This window comes from Burkholderia sp. NRF60-BP8 (assembly GCF_001522585.2).
GTDB lineage: Bacteria > Pseudomonadota > Gammaproteobacteria > Burkholderiales > Burkholderiaceae > Burkholderia.
In genome coordinates this window covers 732577-748833 of record NZ_CP013374.1, presented here as the reverse complement: position 1 = coordinate 748833, position 16257 = coordinate 732577, and the positions used below count along the sequence as shown (strand labels likewise).

The following is a 16257-nucleotide window of genomic DNA, read 5'->3' as shown; positions in this document are numbered from 1 at the left end:
CAGGGTCAGCCGATCTGCCGGTAAAGGGTCGGCGGCGCTTCGCCGGTCTCGCCGAGTACGTAGCTGCGGCGAATCGCATCCGCCGCATGGGCCGCGGCCGCTTCGTCGCGGGCATGCACGAAGCCGAGCGGCTCGCCGGCCCCGATACGCTGCCCGATCTCCGCGAGCGCCGACAGGCCGACGCTGACGTCGATCGCGTCCTCCGCGCGCGTGCGGCCGCCGCCGAGCGCGACCACCGCCAGCCCGAGCGCACGGCAATCGACGCGCTGCACCACGCCGCCCGCGGGCGCCGGAACCGGCACGATCACCGCGGCCCGCGCCAGATGCCGCGCCGGTGCGTCGATCAGGTCGGCGGGGCCGCCGAGCGCGACGACCATGCGCGCGAAACGCTCGACCGCCGCGCCCGAATCGAGCGCGCGCTGGAGCTGCTCGCGCGCGTGAGCGGCGTCGCGCGCCAGCCCACCGGTGACGAGCAGTTCGGCCGACAGCGCCATCGTCACGTCGTGCAAGCGCGCGGGGCGCGACTTGCCCGTCAGGTAGTCGATCGCGCACGCCACCTCGAGCGCGTTGCCTGCGCACGGCGCGAGCGACTGGTTCATGTCGGTGAGGATCGCGGTCGTCTTCATGCCGGCGCCGTTGCCGACGTCGACGATGCTGCGCGCCAGTTCCGCCGATTTCTCCGCGGTCGGCATGAACGCGCCGGAGCCGACCTTGACGTCCATCACGAGCCCGTCGAGCCCCGCCGCGAGTTTCTTCGACAGGATCGACGCGGTGATCATCGCGACCGATTCGACGGTCGCCGTCACGTCGCGGATCGCATAGATGCGCTTGTCGGCCGGCGCGAGCCGCGCGGTCTGCCCGATGATCGCGACGCCGACCTCGCGCACCGTGCGGCGAAACGCGTCCGTATCGGGCATCACGTCGTAACCGGGAATCGCGCTGAGCTTGTCGAGCGTACCGCCGGTATGGCCGAGCCCGCGCCCCGAGATCATCGGCACGTAGCCGCCGCACGCGGCTACCATCGGCCCGAGCATCAGCGACACGACGTCGCCGACGCCACCCGTCGAATGCTTGTCGATCACCGGCCCGCCGAGATCGAGCGCACGCCAGTCGAGCACGTCGCCCGAATCGCGCTGCGCGAGCGTCAGCGCGACGCGTTCGTCCGTGCTGAGGTCGTTGAAATACACGGCCATCGCGAACGCGGCCACCTGGCCCTCGGTCACGCTGCCGTCGGTCACGCCGCGCACGAACGCGGCTATGCCGTCGCGATCGAGCGGCTGCCCGTCGCGCTTCCTGCGAATGAATTCCTGCGGTAGAAACATCGTTGCCTCGCTTCGATCGATCGGAGTCTACTGCATGGCTTGGAGCCTGTTATCGGCGTGAACAGGCGCTAATGCAGCGAGAAAAACAGGCCGGCAATCGCCGCGCTCATCAGGTTCGACAGCGTCGCCGCCGTCAGCGCGCGCAAGCCGAGCCGCGCGACGTCCGAGCGGCGCTCGGGCGCGACCGCGCTGAAGCCGCCCGCGAGAATCGCGATCGACGAGAAGTTCGCGAAGCCGCACAGCGCGAACGACACGATCGCGAGCGTCTTCGCGTCGAGCACCTGGAGGCCGGCCGCCGCCGCGTGAGCACCGCCCTTCAGGTACGGCGACAGGTCGCCGTACGCGACGAATTCGTTGAAGATCAGCTTCTCGCCGATGAAGTTGCCGGCCAGCGCCGCATCGTGCCACGGCACGCCGATGATCCACGCAAGCGGCGCGAACAGGTGGCCGATGATGCCGACCAGCGTGACCTGCGGAAAGCCCGCGAACGCGGCCGCGCCGCCGACGATCAGGTTCATCAGTGCGATGAGCCCGACGAACGCGATCAGCATCGCGCCGACGTTGATCGCGATCCGCAGGCCGACCGATGCGCCGGATGCGGCCGCCTCGATCACGTTGGCGGCCCGCTTGTCGTCGAAATCGAGGCCGTCGACCACCACGCGGCTCGGCTCGACGGTCGGGAACAGCAGCTTGCCGAACAGCAGCCCGCCCGGCACCGCCATGAACGATGCGGCGAGCAGATACTCCATCTTCACGCCGAGGCCGGCGTAGCCGACCAGCACCGAGCCCGCGACCGACGCCATGCCGCTCGCCATCACCGTGAAGATCTCGGCGCTCGTCATGTTGCGCACGAACGGCTTCACGAGCGCGGGCATCTCGCTCTGCCCGAGGAAGATCGTCGCGACGGCCGAGCACGCCTCGATGCGGCTCACGCCGAGCACTTTCGCGAGCCCCGCGCCGAGGATCGCGACGATCCACTTCATCACGCCGATGTAATACAGCACCGAGATCAGCGCGGTGACGAAGATGATCATCGGCAGCACGCGCAGGCCGAACACGAATCCGCCATCGCCGAACAACTGGAACATCCGCGCGTCGACCAGCCCGCCGAACACGAACGCGATGCCGTGATTGCCCATGTCGAGCACGCGATTGACGCCGTTCGCGGCCGCGGCCAGCGCCGCGCGCCCCGACGGCACGAACAGCACCAGCGCACCGATCGCGAACTGCGTGAGCAGCGCGGCGATCATGGTTCGCACGCTGACCGCGCGGCGGTTGTTCGACAGCAGATACGCGACCAGCAACAGAAACAGCATACCGAGGAGACTGCGCAGAATATCCACCTTGTGCTCCTTTCTCACTATTTGAACTGTTCGGCGGGCGACCCGTGCCCGCGACCCGCGTGATCGGGTGGGTGGATGTTACTCGCACGATACGTGCGCCGGCAACGTCGCCAAAATCGTCGACATCAATGGCATCGATCGTTTCTATTTTCGTGCTTCGACTGCTTGATCAGTTATGCTATGTACCTGCCTAAAATGCGCTCGGGACGTGCCGTTCGAACGGACACGTCCCGCACGACACGCGTCGTTCAACCCGCGCGTTCGACCGGATGCGGCTCGCGCAGACGGTTCGCGATCCGTGCCGCCTCGTAGTAGCCTGCCCCCGGCGGGCGCTTCAGGTAACGGCCCGCGCCGCGCACCGCGCGCAATTCGCCGTCGGCCCACGCGAGTGCGCCGCGCGTAAGCGTGTGCGTCGCGACACCCTGCACGGTCATCCCCTCGAACACGTTGAAGTCGACCTGCTGATGATGCGTCTTCACCGAAATCGTCTTCGTCGCGGCCGGGTCCCACACGACGAGGTCGGCATCGGCGCCGACCTGCACGGCGCCCTTGCGCGGATACAGGTTGAAGATCTGCGCGGCGTTCGTCGATGTGATCCGCACGAATTCGTTCGGCGTGATTCGGCCATGATTCACGCCGTGATGCCACAGCACCGACATGCGATCCTCGACGCCGCCGCAGCCGTTGGGGATCTTCGTGAAATCGTTGCGGCCCATCGCCTTCTGCGACGCGCAGAACACGCAGTGGTCGGTCGCCGTCGTATGCAGCTGCCCCGACTGCAGCCCGCGCCACAGCGCCTCGCGATGCTCGGCCGAGCGAAACGGCGGGCTCATCACGTGGGCCGCCGCGCGCGTCCAGTCCGGATCGCGATAGACGGCCTCGTCGATCACGAGATGGCCCGGCAACACTTCGCCGAACACGCGCAGCCCTTCGCTGCGCGCGCGCGTGATCACATCCACCGCATCCTTCGCCGACACGTGCACGATATACACGGGCACGCCGAGCACCTGCGCGATACGGATCGCGCGGTTCGCGGCTTCGCCCTCCACCTCCGGCGGCCGCGACAGCGGATGCGCCTCCGGCCCCGTCATGCCGCGCGCGAGCAGTGCCTTCTGCAGTTGGAACACGAGTTCGCCGTTCTCCGCGTGCACGGTCGGCAACGCACCGAGTTCGAGCGAACGCGTGAAGCTGTTCACGAGAATCTCGTCGTCGGCCATGATCGCGTTCTTGTACGCCATGAAATGCTTGAAGCTCGACACGCCGTGCTCGCGCACGAGCGTGCCCATGTCGCGGTGCACGCTGTCGTCCCACCACGTCACGGCGACGTGAAACCCGTAGTCGGACGCCGACTTCTCGGCCCAGCCGCGCCATTCGCGGAATGCATCCATCAGCGGCTGTTTCGGGCTCGGAATCACGAAGTCGATGATGCTCGTCGTGCCGCCCGACAGCCCGGCAGCGGTGCCCGAGTAGAAGTCGTCGCTCGCGGTCGTGCCCATGAACGGCAGTTCCATGTGCGTATGCGGATCGATGCCGCCCGGCATCACGTACTGGTCGTGCGCGTCGACGACGGTCGCGCCGGCCGGCGCGTCGATCCGCTCCGCAATCTGCAGGATCGTGCCGCCGTCCTGCGGGTCCGCGCAGAGTACGTCCGCACGATAGGAACGGTCCGCATCGACCACGGTGCCGCCACGAATCAGGATTGCCATTTCGTTGCCTCCTCGTTGACTGTCGGGTGCCGCATGCCGCGCGCGAGTCGCCTCCGGCTCGCGCGTCATGCGCTCGCGATCTGCGCGCGCTGTCCGGCGCGCCGCTTCATCCAGGTGCCGTACACGCCGGACGCCAGCACGAGGCCGACGAACCACGCGTACGTGTAAAGCGTGTTGAAGAACGCCGGCACGTTCGGGAACGACGCCGGAAACGCCGTATGCAGGAAGCCCGGCAGGTTCGGCAGCACGCCGACCGCGAGCGCGACCAGCGCGGCCGGGTTCCAGCCGCGCGCGTAGCTGAAGTCGCCGCCCTCGTCGAACAATGCGCGCGTATCGAGCTGCGTGCCGCGAATCAGGAAATAGTCGACCATCAGGATGCCCGCGACCGGCCCGAGCAACGCCGAATAGCCGACGAGCCAGGTGAAGATATAGCCGTCCGTCGTCGCGAGGATCTTCCACGGCATCATCACGATCGCGATCGTCGCGGTGATCATCCCGCCCGCGCGATACGAGATCGCCTTCGGCCACAGACTCGAAAAATCGTAAGCAGGACCAACGAGATTCGCGGCGAGGTTGCAGCACATCGTGTCGAGCGTGAGGATCACGAGCGCGATGCCGACACCGATGCCGGTCATCCGGCTCGTCAGGTCGATCGGATCCCAGATCGCGTTGCCGTAGATCACGACGGTCGCCGACGTCACGACGACCGACACCACCGACAGCAGCGCCATCGGCAGCGGCAGCCCGATCGACTGCCCGATCACCTGGTCGCGCTGCGAATGCGCGAAGCGCGTGAAATCGGGGATGTTCAGCGCGAGCGTCGCCCAGAAGCCGACCATTGCGGTCAGGCCCGGCCAGAAGGTCGCCCAGAACAGCCCGGCCTTCTTGCCGCCCGCCGCGAACTGCGACGGCGCCGACAGCATCGAGCCGAACCCGCCCGCCTTCGACGTCGCCCACCACACGAGCGCCACGCACATCACGACCTTGATCGGCGCTGACCAGCTTTCGAGCCAGCGGATCGAATCGGTGCCGTGCAGGATGAAGTACAGCTGCAGCGCCCAGAACACGAGGAAGCACGCGAGCTGCCCGAACGAGATGCCGACGAGCGGCAGCGCCGCGCCGTGCAGCACATTGCCGGTCAGAATGTTCAGCAGCGTGTAGATCGCGCTGCCGCCGAGCCAGGTCTGGATGCCATACCAGCCGCAGGCGACGATCGCGCGCAACAGCGCCGGCAGCTTTGCGCCCTGCGTGCCGAACGACGCGCGCACGAGCACCGCGTACGGAATCCCGTGCTTCGCGCCCGCATGGCCGATCAGCAGCATCGGCACGAGCACGATCAGGTTGCCGAGCAGCACCGTCGTCACCGCCTGCCATGGCGACATGCCTTCCTGGATCAGCCCGGCCGCAAGCATGTACGACGCGATGTTCATCACCATCCCGACCCACAGCGCCGCGAAGTGGTACCACTTCCACGTGCGCTGCGCCGGCGTCGTCGGCGCGAGGTCGTCGTTGTACAGGCTGCCGCCGTGCGCCGCGGCGCTGTCGGGATCGGCGGGATTCGCTGCGTATTTCATCGATCGCACTCCACGAAAACGTCGGCGCCGGCATCGTGCGATGCCGGCCCGATGAAACGAAAAGCGGCGGCGCGGCACCTCCCGCGCCACCGGCCACCGGTCAGGCCGCCTTCGCGTGCTTCTCGGGCGCGGCCGCCGGGCCGCCGCTCGCACCGGCATCCGCGCTCGCCGGATTGTTCGGATGCGTGGTCCAGTTCGCGTAGTCGCCCGAATCGACGCGCTCCATCGTGATGCATTGCTCGACCGGACACACATGCATGCAAAGATTGCACCCGACGCACTCCGAATCGACCACTTCGAAATGCCGCACGCCGTCCTTCGTCGCCGTGATCGCCTGGTGCGACGTGTCCTCGCATGCGATATGGCACAGCCCGCACTGGATGCAGCGGTCCTGGTCGATGCGCGCCTTGATGTCGTACTTCAGGTTCAGGTATTTCCAGTCGGTCACGTTCGGCACCGCGCGGCCGCGGATGTCGTCGAGCGTCGCGTAGCCCTTCTCGTCCATCCAGTTCGACAGCCCGTCGACGAGATCCGACACGATCCGGAAGCCGTAATGCATCGCGGCGGTGCACACCTGCACGCTGCCGGCGCCGAGCACCATGAACTCGGCCGCGTCGCGCCATGACGAGATGCCGCCGATGCCCGAGATCGGCAGGTTCGGCGTTTCCGGATCGCGTGCGATCTCCGCGACCATGTTCAGCGCGATCGGCTTGACCGCCGGGCCGCAATAGCCGCCGTGCGTGCCCTTGCCGTCGACGGTCGGCACCGGCGCCATCTGGTCGAGATCGACCGCGACGATCGAGTTGATCGTGTTGATCAGCGACACCCCGTCCGCGCCGCCCTTGTACGCGGCGCGCGATCCCATCCGGATGTCGCTGATGTTCGGCGTGAGTTTCACGAGGCATGGCAGCTTCGTGCCTTCCTTCACCCAGCGCGTGACCATCTCGACGTATTCGGGCACCTGCCCGACCGCCGCGCCCATCCCGCGCTCGCTCATCCCGTGCGGGCAGCCGAAGTTCAGCTCGACTGCATCGGCGCCGGTATCCTCGACGAGCGGCAGGATCCATTTCCAGTCGCGCTCGTTGCACGGCACCATCAGCGACACGATCAGCGCGCGGTCCGGCCAGTCGCGCTTCACCTGCGCGATTTCTCTCAGGTTCACGTCGAGCGGACGGTCGGTGATCAGCTCGATATTGTTCAGCCCCGCGATGCGCTGGCCGTTCCACTGCACCGCGCCATAGCGCGAACTGACGTTGACGACGTGCGGATCGAGCCCGAGCGTCTTCCAGACGACGCCGCCCCAGCCGGCCTCGAACGCGCGATTGACGTTGTAGGCCTTGTCGGTCGGCGGCGCGGACGCCAGCCAGAAGGGGTTCGGCGAAGTGATGCCTGCGAGGGTGCAGCGAAGATCGGCCATGTTCGGCTCCGTGAGAAGGGGGTCGTGTTCGGTGTGCCGGCGGTGCGCCGCGCGTTCAGGCCGCCTTCGCGGCGCGCGCGGCGAGCGTCGCGTCGATCGACGCAGCCGCGCGCTTGCCGTCCTGCACGGCCTGTACCGTGAGGTCGACGCCGTCGGTCGCCGCGCAGTCGCCGCCGGCCCATACGTCCGGCAGCGCCGTGCGCCTGTCCGCATCCACCGCGATACGCGCGCCGTCCGCGGTCAGCAACATGGCCGCGATACCGTCCGGCACGAGCGTCTGGCCGATCGCCTTCAGCACCATGTCCGCGTCGACGGTGAAGCGCTCGCCCGATGCGGCCTCGAATTCGACGCCCGTCACCTGCCCGTTCGCGCCCGCCATGCGCACCGGCTTCGCGTGCGTGACGAGCGCGACGCCGCTCTTCTGCGCGAACTCGCGCTCGGCCCACGTCGCGCTCATCGCGTCCACGCCGCGCCGGTACACCATCGTCACGCGCTCGGCGCCGAGCTTGCGGCTCTGCACCGCCGCATCGATCGCCGTATTGCCGCCGCCGATCACGACCACGCGCCGCCCGACCGGCACGTTCGCGAGCTCGTCGGCCTGCCGCACCTGCTCGATGAAATCGACCGCATTCATCACGCCGCCCAGTTGCTCGCCGTCGATCGCGAGCGCACGCACGCCGCCGAGCCCCATCGCGAGGAATACCGCGTCGTGCTGCTCGCGCAGCGCGTCGAGCGTCACGTCGCGTCCGAGCGCCACGCCCGTCTCCAGCGTGATGCCGCCCACCGACAGCAGCCACTCGACCTCGCGCTGCGCGAAATCGTCCACGGTCTTGTATGCGGCGATTCCGTATTCGTTGAGGCCCCCGGCCTTCGGGCGCGCGTCGAACAGCGTGACGCGGTGCCCGGCGAGTGCGAGCCGGTGCGCGCACGCGAGCCCGGCCGGCCCCGCGCCGACCACCGCCACCTGGCGGCCCGTCTCGGGCGCGCGCCGGAACTGCACCGCGCCCGTCTGCATCGCCCAGTCGGTCGCATGCCGCTGCAGCGCGCCGATCGCAACCGGCTGCGCATCCTGATGGTTGCGCACGCATGCACCTTCGCACAGGATCTCCGTCGGGCACACGCGTGCGCACATCCCGCCGAGTGGATTCGCGGACAGGATGTCCATCGCCGCGCCTTTCAGGTTGCCGTTGCCGATCTTGCGGATGAAGCTCGGGATGTCGATCTGCGTCGGGCACGCGTGCACGCACGGCGCGTCGTAACAGTAATGGCAGCGGCTCGCGGCGGCCGCCGCGGCAGTCGGATCGAGCAGCGGCGCGATATCGGCGAACTCGCACGAGAGTTGCGTGGACGACAGGCGATGCGCGGCGATATCGCCGGTTGGCTTGGTGGTCATACGCGTTCCTTCGACTGGGTGGAGACAAAGCCGTCCCCGCCGGCTGCGAATGCACAGTCGGGGCGGTCATGCTTAGGCCTGCGAATTTCGAACTCCAGGCAGCCTCGCGGCTGCTACGGTCGGTTCGTCATGAAGCCGGCTCGCATGCGCGCGACAGCATCGCGTGCAGCAACACGTTCGCGCCGGCCTCGATCCATGCGGGCGTCGCGTCCTCGATCTCGTTGTGGCTGATGCCGTCGACGCAGGGCACGAACACCATCGACGTCGGCGCGACCTGCGCCAGATAGCACGCGTCGTGGCCCGCGCCCGACACGATGTCGCGATGCGAGTAGCCGAAGCGTTCGGCCGCGTCGCGCACGGCCGCCACGCATGCCGGATCGAACGCGACCGGCTTGTAATAGAAAATCTGCTCGAGTTCGGTGTCGAGCCCGATGTCGGCCGCGATGCGCGCGACGCCGTCGCGCAGCGCCGCATCCATCTTCGCGAGCACGGCATCGTCCGGATGACGGAAATCGACGGTGAAGAACACGCGGCCGGGAATCACGTTGCGCGAGTTCGGGTGGACCTGCATCATGCCGACCGTCGCGCAACCGAACGGCGCGTGATCGAGGCCGATCCGGTTGACGAGATCGACCACGCGCGACGCGCCGAGCAACGCGTCGCGGCGGCGCGGCATCGGCGTCGGTCCCGCGTGCGCTTCCTGGCCGGTGAACGTGATCTCGTACCACCGCTGCCCCTGCGCGTCGGTCACGACGCCGATCGTCTTGCATTCCGCTTCGAGAATCGGCCCCTGCTCGATATGCAGTTCGAATGCCGCATGCAGCTTGCGCCCGCCGCACGGCACGTCGCCCGCGTAGCCGATGCGCGCCAGTTCCTCGCCGATCGTCTTGCCGTCGACGTCCTTGCGAGACAGCCCGTATTCGAGCGGGAACACGCCCGCGAACACGCCCGACGCGACCATCGCGGGCGCGAAGCGCGAGCCCTCCTCGTTGGTCCAGATCACGACCTCGACCGGATGCTCGGTCTCGATGCCGTGATCGTTGAGACTGCGAATCACCTCGAGGCCGCCGAGCACGCCGTAGATGCCGTCGAAACGCCCGCCGGTCGGCTGCGAATCCGCGTGCGAGCCCGTGACGACCGGCGCCGCGTCGGCCACGCGGCCCGCGCGGCGCATGAACACGTTGCCCATCGTATCGACCGTCACCGTGCAGCCGGCGGCCTTCGCCCAGCCGACGATCAGGTCGCGGCCGGCCTTGTCGAGATCGGTCAGCGCGAGTCGGCACACGCCGCCTTTCGGTGTCGCGCCGATTTTCGCGATCTCCATCAGGCTCTCCCACAACCGCTTGCCGTCGACCTTGATCGACGTGTCGAAAGCTGCCCGCTTCACTGTTTCCGATACTGCGTTCATTCGTATCGCTCCTGTGGGGTCGGTGATGTCGTCGGCCCGGTCCGTGCCGGTGCACGCGAGGCCTGTTTCGGGGCACGCCGCCCGGACGCGGTGCATGCTCCGCCGGTTCGCGAAACGCGTTAAATCCTGTCCGATTGGACAGGTTTTAGACGATCAAAATGACCAGCGCAACGTCTTTCTTGCGCGACGCACCTGAGCGAGAAACGTGCCATCTCAACGCAGCATCGCCGTGGAGCGGCGGCATCTCCGCGCGTGTGCGCGACGCGAATCAGCGGCTAGAATGAAGCCCAACGCGGCATGCCCGCCGCGCGAGGGTAACGATGAGACATGACGAGGCGACAATCGCAGCCACCGACCGGGACGAAACGCCGGCGCCTTTGCGGCGACGCAAGGCGCACATTCGCGAGTCCAACGAAGCGCATCTGCTCGCGTGCGCGGAAGCCGTATTCGCGGAACGCGGGCTCGCCGGCGCCAGCACCTCGATGATCGCGGAGCGCGCCGGCCTGCCGAAGGCGAACGTGCACTACTACTTCCCGACCAAGCTCGCGCTGTACCGCCGCGTGCTCGACGACCTGTTCGAGGACTGGCATCGCGCGGCCGGCTCGTTCGAGGCCGGCGACGATCCGGTGGAGGCGATCGGCGGCTACGTGCGCGCGAAGATGGCGCTGTCGCAGCGGCGCCCGCTCGGCTCGAAGGTCTGGGCCAACGAGATCATCCACGGCGCGGAGCACATGCAGGACATCCTGTCGCAACGCGTGAAGCCGTGGTTCGACACGCGCATCAAGGTGATCGAAGGCTGGATCGCGCGCGGCCTGCTCGCGCCGATCGACCCGCATGCGCTGATGTACCTGATCTGGGCAACCACGCAGCACTACGCGGATTTCGATGCGCAGATTCGCGCGCTGAGCGGCAAGCGCGCGTTCACGAAGAAGGCGTTCGACGAAAAGACCGAGCAGGTCGTGCAGCTCGTGATTCGCGCGTGCGGCGCGGTGTCGCCGAATGTGAAGTCGTAACGCGACGCGACGATCCGTCGAATAAAAACGGGCGGCGCGCACCACACGGGGGATGTCCCGTGCAATACGCGCCGCCCGTGTCGGCGGTGGGTGCGAACGATTCGCTGCGTTACGCGATGCGCTCGATCGCGACGGCCGTCGCTTCGCCGCCGCCGATGCACAGCGATGCGATACCGCGCGTCAGGCCGTACGTTTCGAGCGCGGCCAGCAGCGTCACCATCACGCGCGCACCCGATGCACCGATCGGATGCCCGAGCGCGCACGCGCCGCCGTGTACGTTGACCTTCTCGTGCGGCAGGTCGAGATCGCGCATCGCGGCCATCGGCACCACCGCGAACGCTTCGTTGATCTCGAACAGGTCGACGTCGCGCAGGTTCCAGCCGGTTTTCTCCGACAGCTTGCGCAGCGCGCCGATCGGCGCGGTCGCGAACAGGCCGGGCTTGTCCGCATAAGTCGAATGCCCGACGATCACGGCCTTCGGCGTAAGGCCGAGGCGCTCGGCTTCCGAGCGGCGCATCATCACGAGCGCGGCCGCGCCGTCCGAGATCGACGACGCGTTCGCGGCCGTCACCGTGCCGCCGTCGCGAAACGCCGGCTTCAGCGTCGGAATCTTGTCGAGTTTCGCCTTGCCCGGCTGCTCGTCGATCGACACGATGCTTTCCGTCTTGCCGGCCTTCACGGTCACCGGCGCGATTTCCGACGCGAAATGCCCTTCGGCGATCGCGCGCTGCGCCCGCGTGAGCGATGCAATCGCAAACGCGTCCTGCGCGTCGCGCGTGAACTGGTAGGCCTGCGCGCAATCCTCGGCGAACGTGCCCATCAGGCGGCCCTTTTCATAGGCGTCCTCGAGCCCGTCGAGGAACATGTGGTCGAGCACCTGCCCATGCCCCATGCGCATGCCCGCGCGCGCCTTCGGCAGCAGGTACGGCGCATTCGTCATGCTCTCCATCCCGCCCGCGACGGCGACGCCCGCCGACCCCGCCAGCAGCAGGTCGTGCGCGAACATCGCCGCCTTCATCCCCGAACCGCACATCTTGTTGACCGTGGTCGCGCCCGCCGCGAGCGGCAGGCCGGCCTTCAGCGCGGCCTGTCGCGCGGGCGCCTGCCCCTGCCCGGCCGGCAACACGCAGCCGAACACGATTTCGTCGATGCGTTCGGCCGGCACGTTCGCGCGCTCGAGCGCGGCACGAATCGCCACCGCGCCGAGGTCGCTCGCGCTGGCTGCCGCCAGGTCGCCCTGAAAACCACCCATCGGCGTGCGCGCCGCGCCCACGATTACGATCGGATCCTGAGTCGTCATGATTCGCTTCCTCCAGTGTCAGCGCGGTGCCATGCGCAACGCGCCATCGAGACGGATGACTTCGCCGTTCAGCATCGTGTTCTCGACGATGTGGCGCACCAGCGCCGCAAATTCTTCCGGGCGGCCGAGCCGCGGCGGGAACGGCACGCTCTTGCCGAGCGCGTCCTGCACGTCCTGCGGCATGCCGGCCATCATCGGCGTCGCGAAGATGCCGGGCGCGACCGTCACGACGCGAATGCCGAAGCGCGCGAGCTCGCGTGCGATCGGCAGCGTCATGCCCACCACGCCGCTCTTCGACGCCGCATACGCGGCCTGTCCGATCTGCCCGTCGAACGCCGCGACCGACGCCGTATTGACGATCACGCCGCGCTCGCCTTCCGCGTCGGCGTCCTGCTTCGACATCGCTTCGGCGGCTAGCCGAACCATGTTGAACGTGCCGACCAGGTTGATCGACACCGCGCGCGCGAAGCGGTCGAGCGAATGCGGGCCGTCGCGGCCCACGACCTTCTCGCCCGGTGCGACGCCCGCGCAATTGACGAGCACGTCGACACGGCCGAACGCGTCGCGCGCGGCGGCGACGGCCGCCTGACCGTCGGCTTCGCTCGTCACGTCGGTCCTCACGAACCGCGCGGCCGCGCCGAGTTCGTTCGCGAGGCTCGCGCCCGCTTCTTCGTTGACATCCAGCAGCACGGCCTTGCCGCCTTGCGCGACGACCATGCGCGCCACCGCGGCGCCGAGGCCGGAACCTGCGCCCGTAATCAGAAAAACGCGATCCTTGATATTCATTCGCAGTCCATATTCAGGGTTGAGCGGCCTTCTCGGCTTCCATCTTGCGCAACACGAAGCGCTGGATCTTGCCGCTCGGGGTTTTCGGCAGCGCGTCGACGAAGTCGATCGCGCGCGGATAAGCGTGAGCGGACAGCCGCCGCTTCACGTGCAGACTCAATTCCTCGGCCAGTTCCGGCGTGCCGTCGAACCCTTTCGACAGGACGACGAACGCCTTCACGATTTCAGTGCGCTCGGGGTCGGGCACGCCGATCACGGCGGCCTCGCTGACGGCCGGATGCTCGATCAGCGCGCTTTCCACGTCGAACGGACCGATCCGGTAGCCCGACGACGTGATCACGTCGTCCGAGCGGCCGATGAAGCTCACGGTGCCGTCCGGCTCCAGCTCGACGTTGTCGCCGGTCCGGTAGTAGCCGCCCGCGATCGCCGGCGTGTCCTGCTGCCAGTAGCCGGAGAACCACAGCAGCGGCGAGCGCGCGATGTCGATCGCGAGGGTGCCGGGCTCGCCGGGGCCGAGTTCGCGGCCGGCTTCGTCGAGCACCGCAACACGGTAGCCGGGCAGCGCGAGGCCGGCCGAACCGACGTGCACGACATGCGTGAGGCCGTGATGGTTGTTCACGACCATGCCGAGCTCGGTCTGGCCGTAGTGATCGTGGATCGGCGCACCGAGCGCCGCGTGGAACCAGCGCACGACTTCCGGATTCAGCGGTTCGCCGGCACTGCTGACCACGCGCAGCTGGCCTTTCAGCCGCGCGGCCGCTTCGTTGCCGGCCGCCATCAGCATCCGGTACGCGGTCGGCGAACCCGCGAGGCTCGTGATGCCGAGCCGTTCGATCACGTCGTACGTGCTGTCGACCGTGAAGCCGCCCTCGTAGAGCGTCGTTGCATGACCGAGCAGCAACGGGCCCGTGATCGCGTAATAAAGCCCGTACGCCCAGCCCGGGTCGGCGATATTCCAGAACCGGTCGGTGTTGCGCAGATCCACCGCTTCGCGCATGTACGCGCCGAACGCGAGCAACGCATACAGCGGCACCGGCACGCCCTTTGGCAGACCCGTCGTGCCCGACGTCGACATCATCATGAACAGGTCGGCCCCCTTGCGCAGCACGGGCTCGAACCAGTCGGACTGCACCTCGAGCGCCGCCCGGAAATCGATGTCGCCGTCCGGCAGCGTGTCGCTCGCTTCGCGCACCGTCGCGACCGGCGGGCAATCGGCGATTTCGTCGAGCTTCGCGCGATTCGCGACATTGGTTACGACGAGCCGCGCACCGCTCATGCGCAGCCGATGCTCGATCGCCTTCGGGCCGAACGCCGTGAACAAGGGCTGGTACACGGCGCCCGCGCGCCACGTGCCGAGGATCGTCGCGACGAGCTCCGGTGTGCGCGGCAGCAGGCCGGCCACCACGTCGCCGGGCTTCACGCCCTGTGCGACCAGCAGGTTAGCGACCCGGGCCGACAACGCCTGCATCTGCGCGAACGTGAAGCGGCGGCGCTGCCCGGCGGCGTCGATCCAGTCGAGCGCGATCGCGTCCGCCTTCGCGTGGCGGTCGCAGCATTCGACACACGCGTTCAGGCCGCGCTCCAGATCGCCGTTCAGTTGCGCGGCGGCGGTCTCGATACTGAACCGGGCCACGGCGTCGGCATAGGCCGGCACCGGCCGGGCGGTAGCTCCTTCGGGCATGCGTGTCTCCTGTTCGTTATGGCCGCCGTCGAGCCAGCGCGCGACGGGGATACATCGATAGTAGACAGCCGCTACATTGCAATCAATGACAAACGGAATCTAGAATCGTGATCGTTTTTGCCATGCCGGGAGGGTGCTGGGAAATGGGGCCGCAGATGATTTCGCCGGATTTCGTCGACGATGCGCTCGCGTGCCTGCGCCGGCATGGTCTGCCGACCGCGCCCGTGCTGCGCACCGCCGGGCTGCCGGCGGCCGTGCACGCGCCCGTCACGCCGCAACAGTACGGCCGGCTATGGCTTGCGATCGCCGGCGCGCTCGACGACGAATTCTTCGGGCTCGCCGCGCGCCCGATGCGGCGCGGCAGCTTTACGCTGCTGTGCCATGCGGTGCTACATGCCGGCACGCTCGACAAGGCGCTGCGGCGCGCGTTGCAGTTCCTGCGGGTCGTGCTCGACGAGCCGCACGGCGAACTTGTCGTGGCTGACGGGCAGGCGCAGATCGTGCTGGCGCAATCGGGCGCGCCGTACCCGGCGTTCGCGTACCGGACGTTCTGGCTGATCCTGCTCGGCGTCGCGTGCTGGCTGATCGGCCGGCGCATCCCGCTGCAGCGCATCGATTTCGCGTGCCCGAGCCCCGGCCAGCGCAGCGACTATCACCAGTTCTTCGGCGTCCCCGTGCATTTCGAGCGGCCCGACAGCCGGCTCGCGTTCAATGCCGCATACCTCGCGCTGCCGACGATCCGTTCGGAGCAGGCGCTGAAGACCTTCCTGCGCGGCGCGCCCGGCAATCTGCTCGTGCGCTACCGGCACGACACGGGCTGGGTCGCGAAGACGCGCGCGCACCTGAAGGCGCGGCCGGCCGCCGAGTGGCCCGACTTCGACACGCTGGCCGTGTACCTCGACACGACGCCGGCGACGCTGCGACGGCGTTTGCGCAGCGAAGGGCAAAGCTTCGCGGCGATCAAGGACGAGTTGCGCGGCGCGCTCGCGCAGTCGCTGCTGCGCGGGCACGCGCTGAGCGTCGCGGAGATCGCGGCCGAGCTCGGCTTCACCGAGCCGAGCGCGTTTCATCGCGCGTTCCGGAAATGGACCGGCACGAGCCCCGGCGCCTATCGGCGCGACGTGCATGCGGCGGAAGCGGAGTCGTGAATGCCGGTGGGCGCGAGCGTCTCGTCGTGTGCCGTCGATACGCCCGGCTCTGCCTTTTTCCAGCCCCTTGCGCAAGGTCTGCTCGCCGAGATAGTTCTCGAGCGTCTTCGGCACGTGGCCGCCCTTGCGTTCCGGTGAGATTCTGCGTAGCGCTCACCGCACCACG

The 16257-nt window shown here is 68.1% G+C and carries 12 protein-coding genes; 2 read left to right on the top strand and 10 right to left on the bottom strand.

Features of this window, described 5'->3' with window-relative positions:
- Nucleotides 1-5: 5 nt before the first annotated feature.
- From deoA to WS54_RS32955, 7 genes are all read right to left on the bottom strand, one after another.
- The gene (gene deoA / locus WS54_RS32985) at nt 6-1322 is read right to left on the bottom strand and encodes a thymidine phosphorylase (RefSeq protein WP_059782478.1); all 1317 of its coding nucleotides are present in this window, start codon (nt 1320-1322) and stop codon (nt 6-8) included.
- 68 nt (nt 1323-1390) lie between these two features.
- Nucleotides 1391-2665, bottom strand: a complete 1275-nt coding sequence (locus WS54_RS32980) for a NupC/NupG family nucleoside CNT transporter (RefSeq protein ID WP_059782476.1) — start codon at nt 2663-2665, stop codon at nt 1391-1393.
- Nucleotides 2666-2913: 248 nt separating this feature from the next.
- Nucleotides 2914-4371, bottom strand: a complete 1458-nt coding sequence (gene hydA, locus WS54_RS32975) for a dihydropyrimidinase (RefSeq protein WP_059782473.1) — start codon at nt 4369-4371, stop codon at nt 2914-2916.
- Nucleotides 4372-4436: 65 nt separating this feature from the next.
- The gene (locus tag WS54_RS32970) at nt 4437-5945 is read right to left on the bottom strand and encodes an NCS1 family nucleobase:cation symporter-1 (RefSeq protein ID WP_059782471.1); all 1509 of its coding nucleotides are present in this window, start codon (nt 5943-5945) and stop codon (nt 4437-4439) included.
- 100 nt (nt 5946-6045) lie between these two features.
- A complete protein-coding gene (gene preA, locus WS54_RS32965) occupies nt 6046-7362 on the bottom strand; it encodes an NAD-dependent dihydropyrimidine dehydrogenase subunit PreA (protein WP_059782469.1) in 1317 nt (438 codons plus the stop codon).
- Nucleotides 7363-7417: 55 nt separating this feature from the next.
- Entirely contained in the window at nt 7418-8755 is a 1338-nt protein-coding gene (locus WS54_RS32960; protein ID WP_059782467.1) for an NAD(P)-dependent oxidoreductase, read from the bottom strand.
- A 127-nt stretch (nt 8756-8882) separates the two neighbouring features.
- On the bottom strand, nt 8883-10163 hold the full coding sequence (locus WS54_RS32955; RefSeq protein WP_059782465.1) for a Zn-dependent hydrolase: 1281 nt from the start codon (nt 10161-10163) through the stop codon (nt 8883-8885).
- A 320-nt stretch (nt 10164-10483) separates the two neighbouring features.
- Here WS54_RS32955 and WS54_RS32945 point away from each other — a divergent pair, with 320 nt between their 5' ends.
- A complete protein-coding gene (locus WS54_RS32945; protein ID WP_059782463.1) occupies nt 10484-11176 on the top strand; it encodes a TetR/AcrR family transcriptional regulator in 693 nt (230 codons plus the stop codon).
- A 109-nt stretch (nt 11177-11285) separates the two neighbouring features.
- Here the strand turns inward: WS54_RS32945 and WS54_RS32940 are convergent, their stop codons facing one another.
- Genes WS54_RS32940 through WS54_RS32930 form a run of 3 tightly spaced genes read right to left on the bottom strand, consistent with a single transcriptional unit; the run spans nt 11286 to nt 14943 of the window.
- Nucleotides 11286-12476, bottom strand: a complete 1191-nt coding sequence (locus WS54_RS32940) for an acetyl-CoA C-acetyltransferase (RefSeq protein ID WP_059782461.1) — start codon at nt 12474-12476, stop codon at nt 11286-11288.
- 18 nt (nt 12477-12494) lie between these two features.
- Nucleotides 12495-13262 (bottom strand): 3-hydroxyacyl-CoA dehydrogenase, encoded by a 768-nt coding sequence (locus tag WS54_RS32935; RefSeq protein ID WP_059782458.1) that lies wholly within the window; start codon nt 13260-13262, stop codon nt 12495-12497.
- A 13-nt stretch (nt 13263-13275) separates the two neighbouring features.
- Nucleotides 13276-14943, bottom strand: a complete 1668-nt coding sequence (locus tag WS54_RS32930; RefSeq protein ID WP_059782456.1) for an acyl-CoA synthetase — start codon at nt 14941-14943, stop codon at nt 13276-13278.
- Between the two features lie 143 nt (nt 14944-15086).
- Between WS54_RS32930 and WS54_RS32920 the strand changes: the two genes are divergently transcribed.
- Nucleotides 15087-16091: an AraC family transcriptional regulator gene (locus WS54_RS32920; RefSeq protein WP_034209432.1), complete on the top strand. Its 1005-nt coding sequence runs from the start codon at nt 15087-15089 to the stop codon at nt 16089-16091.
- The last annotated feature ends 166 nt before the right edge of the window (nt 16092-16257 follow it).

Bases quoted from the DNA above. Each gene is read 5' to 3' on its own strand.
- deoA (WP_059782478.1), bottom strand. From the start codon at position 1,322: ATGTTTCTACCGCAGGAATTCATTCGCAGGAAGCGCGACGGGCAGCCG.
- hydA (WP_059782473.1), bottom strand. From the start codon at position 4,371: ATGGCAATCCTGATTCGTGGCGGCACCGTGGTCGATGCGGACCGTTCC.
- WS54_RS32970 (WP_059782471.1), bottom strand. From the start codon at position 5,945: ATGAAATACGCAGCGAATCCCGCCGATCCCGACAGCGCCGCGGCGCAC.
- preA (WP_059782469.1), bottom strand. From the start codon at position 7,362: ATGGCCGATCTTCGCTGCACCCTCGCAGGCATCACTTCGCCGAACCCC.
- WS54_RS32960 (WP_059782467.1), bottom strand. From the start codon at position 8,755: ATGACCACCAAGCCAACCGGCGATATCGCCGCGCATCGCCTGTCGTCC.
- WS54_RS32955 (WP_059782465.1), bottom strand. From the start codon at position 10,163: ATGAACGCAGTATCGGAAACAGTGAAGCGGGCAGCTTTCGACACGTCG.
- WS54_RS32945 (WP_059782463.1), top strand. From the start codon at position 10,484: ATGAGACATGACGAGGCGACAATCGCAGCCACCGACCGGGACGAAACG.
- WS54_RS32940 (WP_059782461.1), bottom strand. From the start codon at position 12,476: ATGACGACTCAGGATCCGATCGTAATCGTGGGCGCGGCGCGCACGCCG.
- WS54_RS32935 (WP_059782458.1), bottom strand. From the start codon at position 13,262: ATGAATATCAAGGATCGCGTTTTTCTGATTACGGGCGCAGGTTCCGGC.
- WS54_RS32930 (WP_059782456.1), bottom strand. From the start codon at position 14,943: ATGCCCGAAGGAGCTACCGCCCGGCCGGTGCCGGCCTATGCCGACGCC.
- WS54_RS32920 (WP_034209432.1), top strand. From the start codon at position 15,087: ATGGGGCCGCAGATGATTTCGCCGGATTTCGTCGACGATGCGCTCGCG.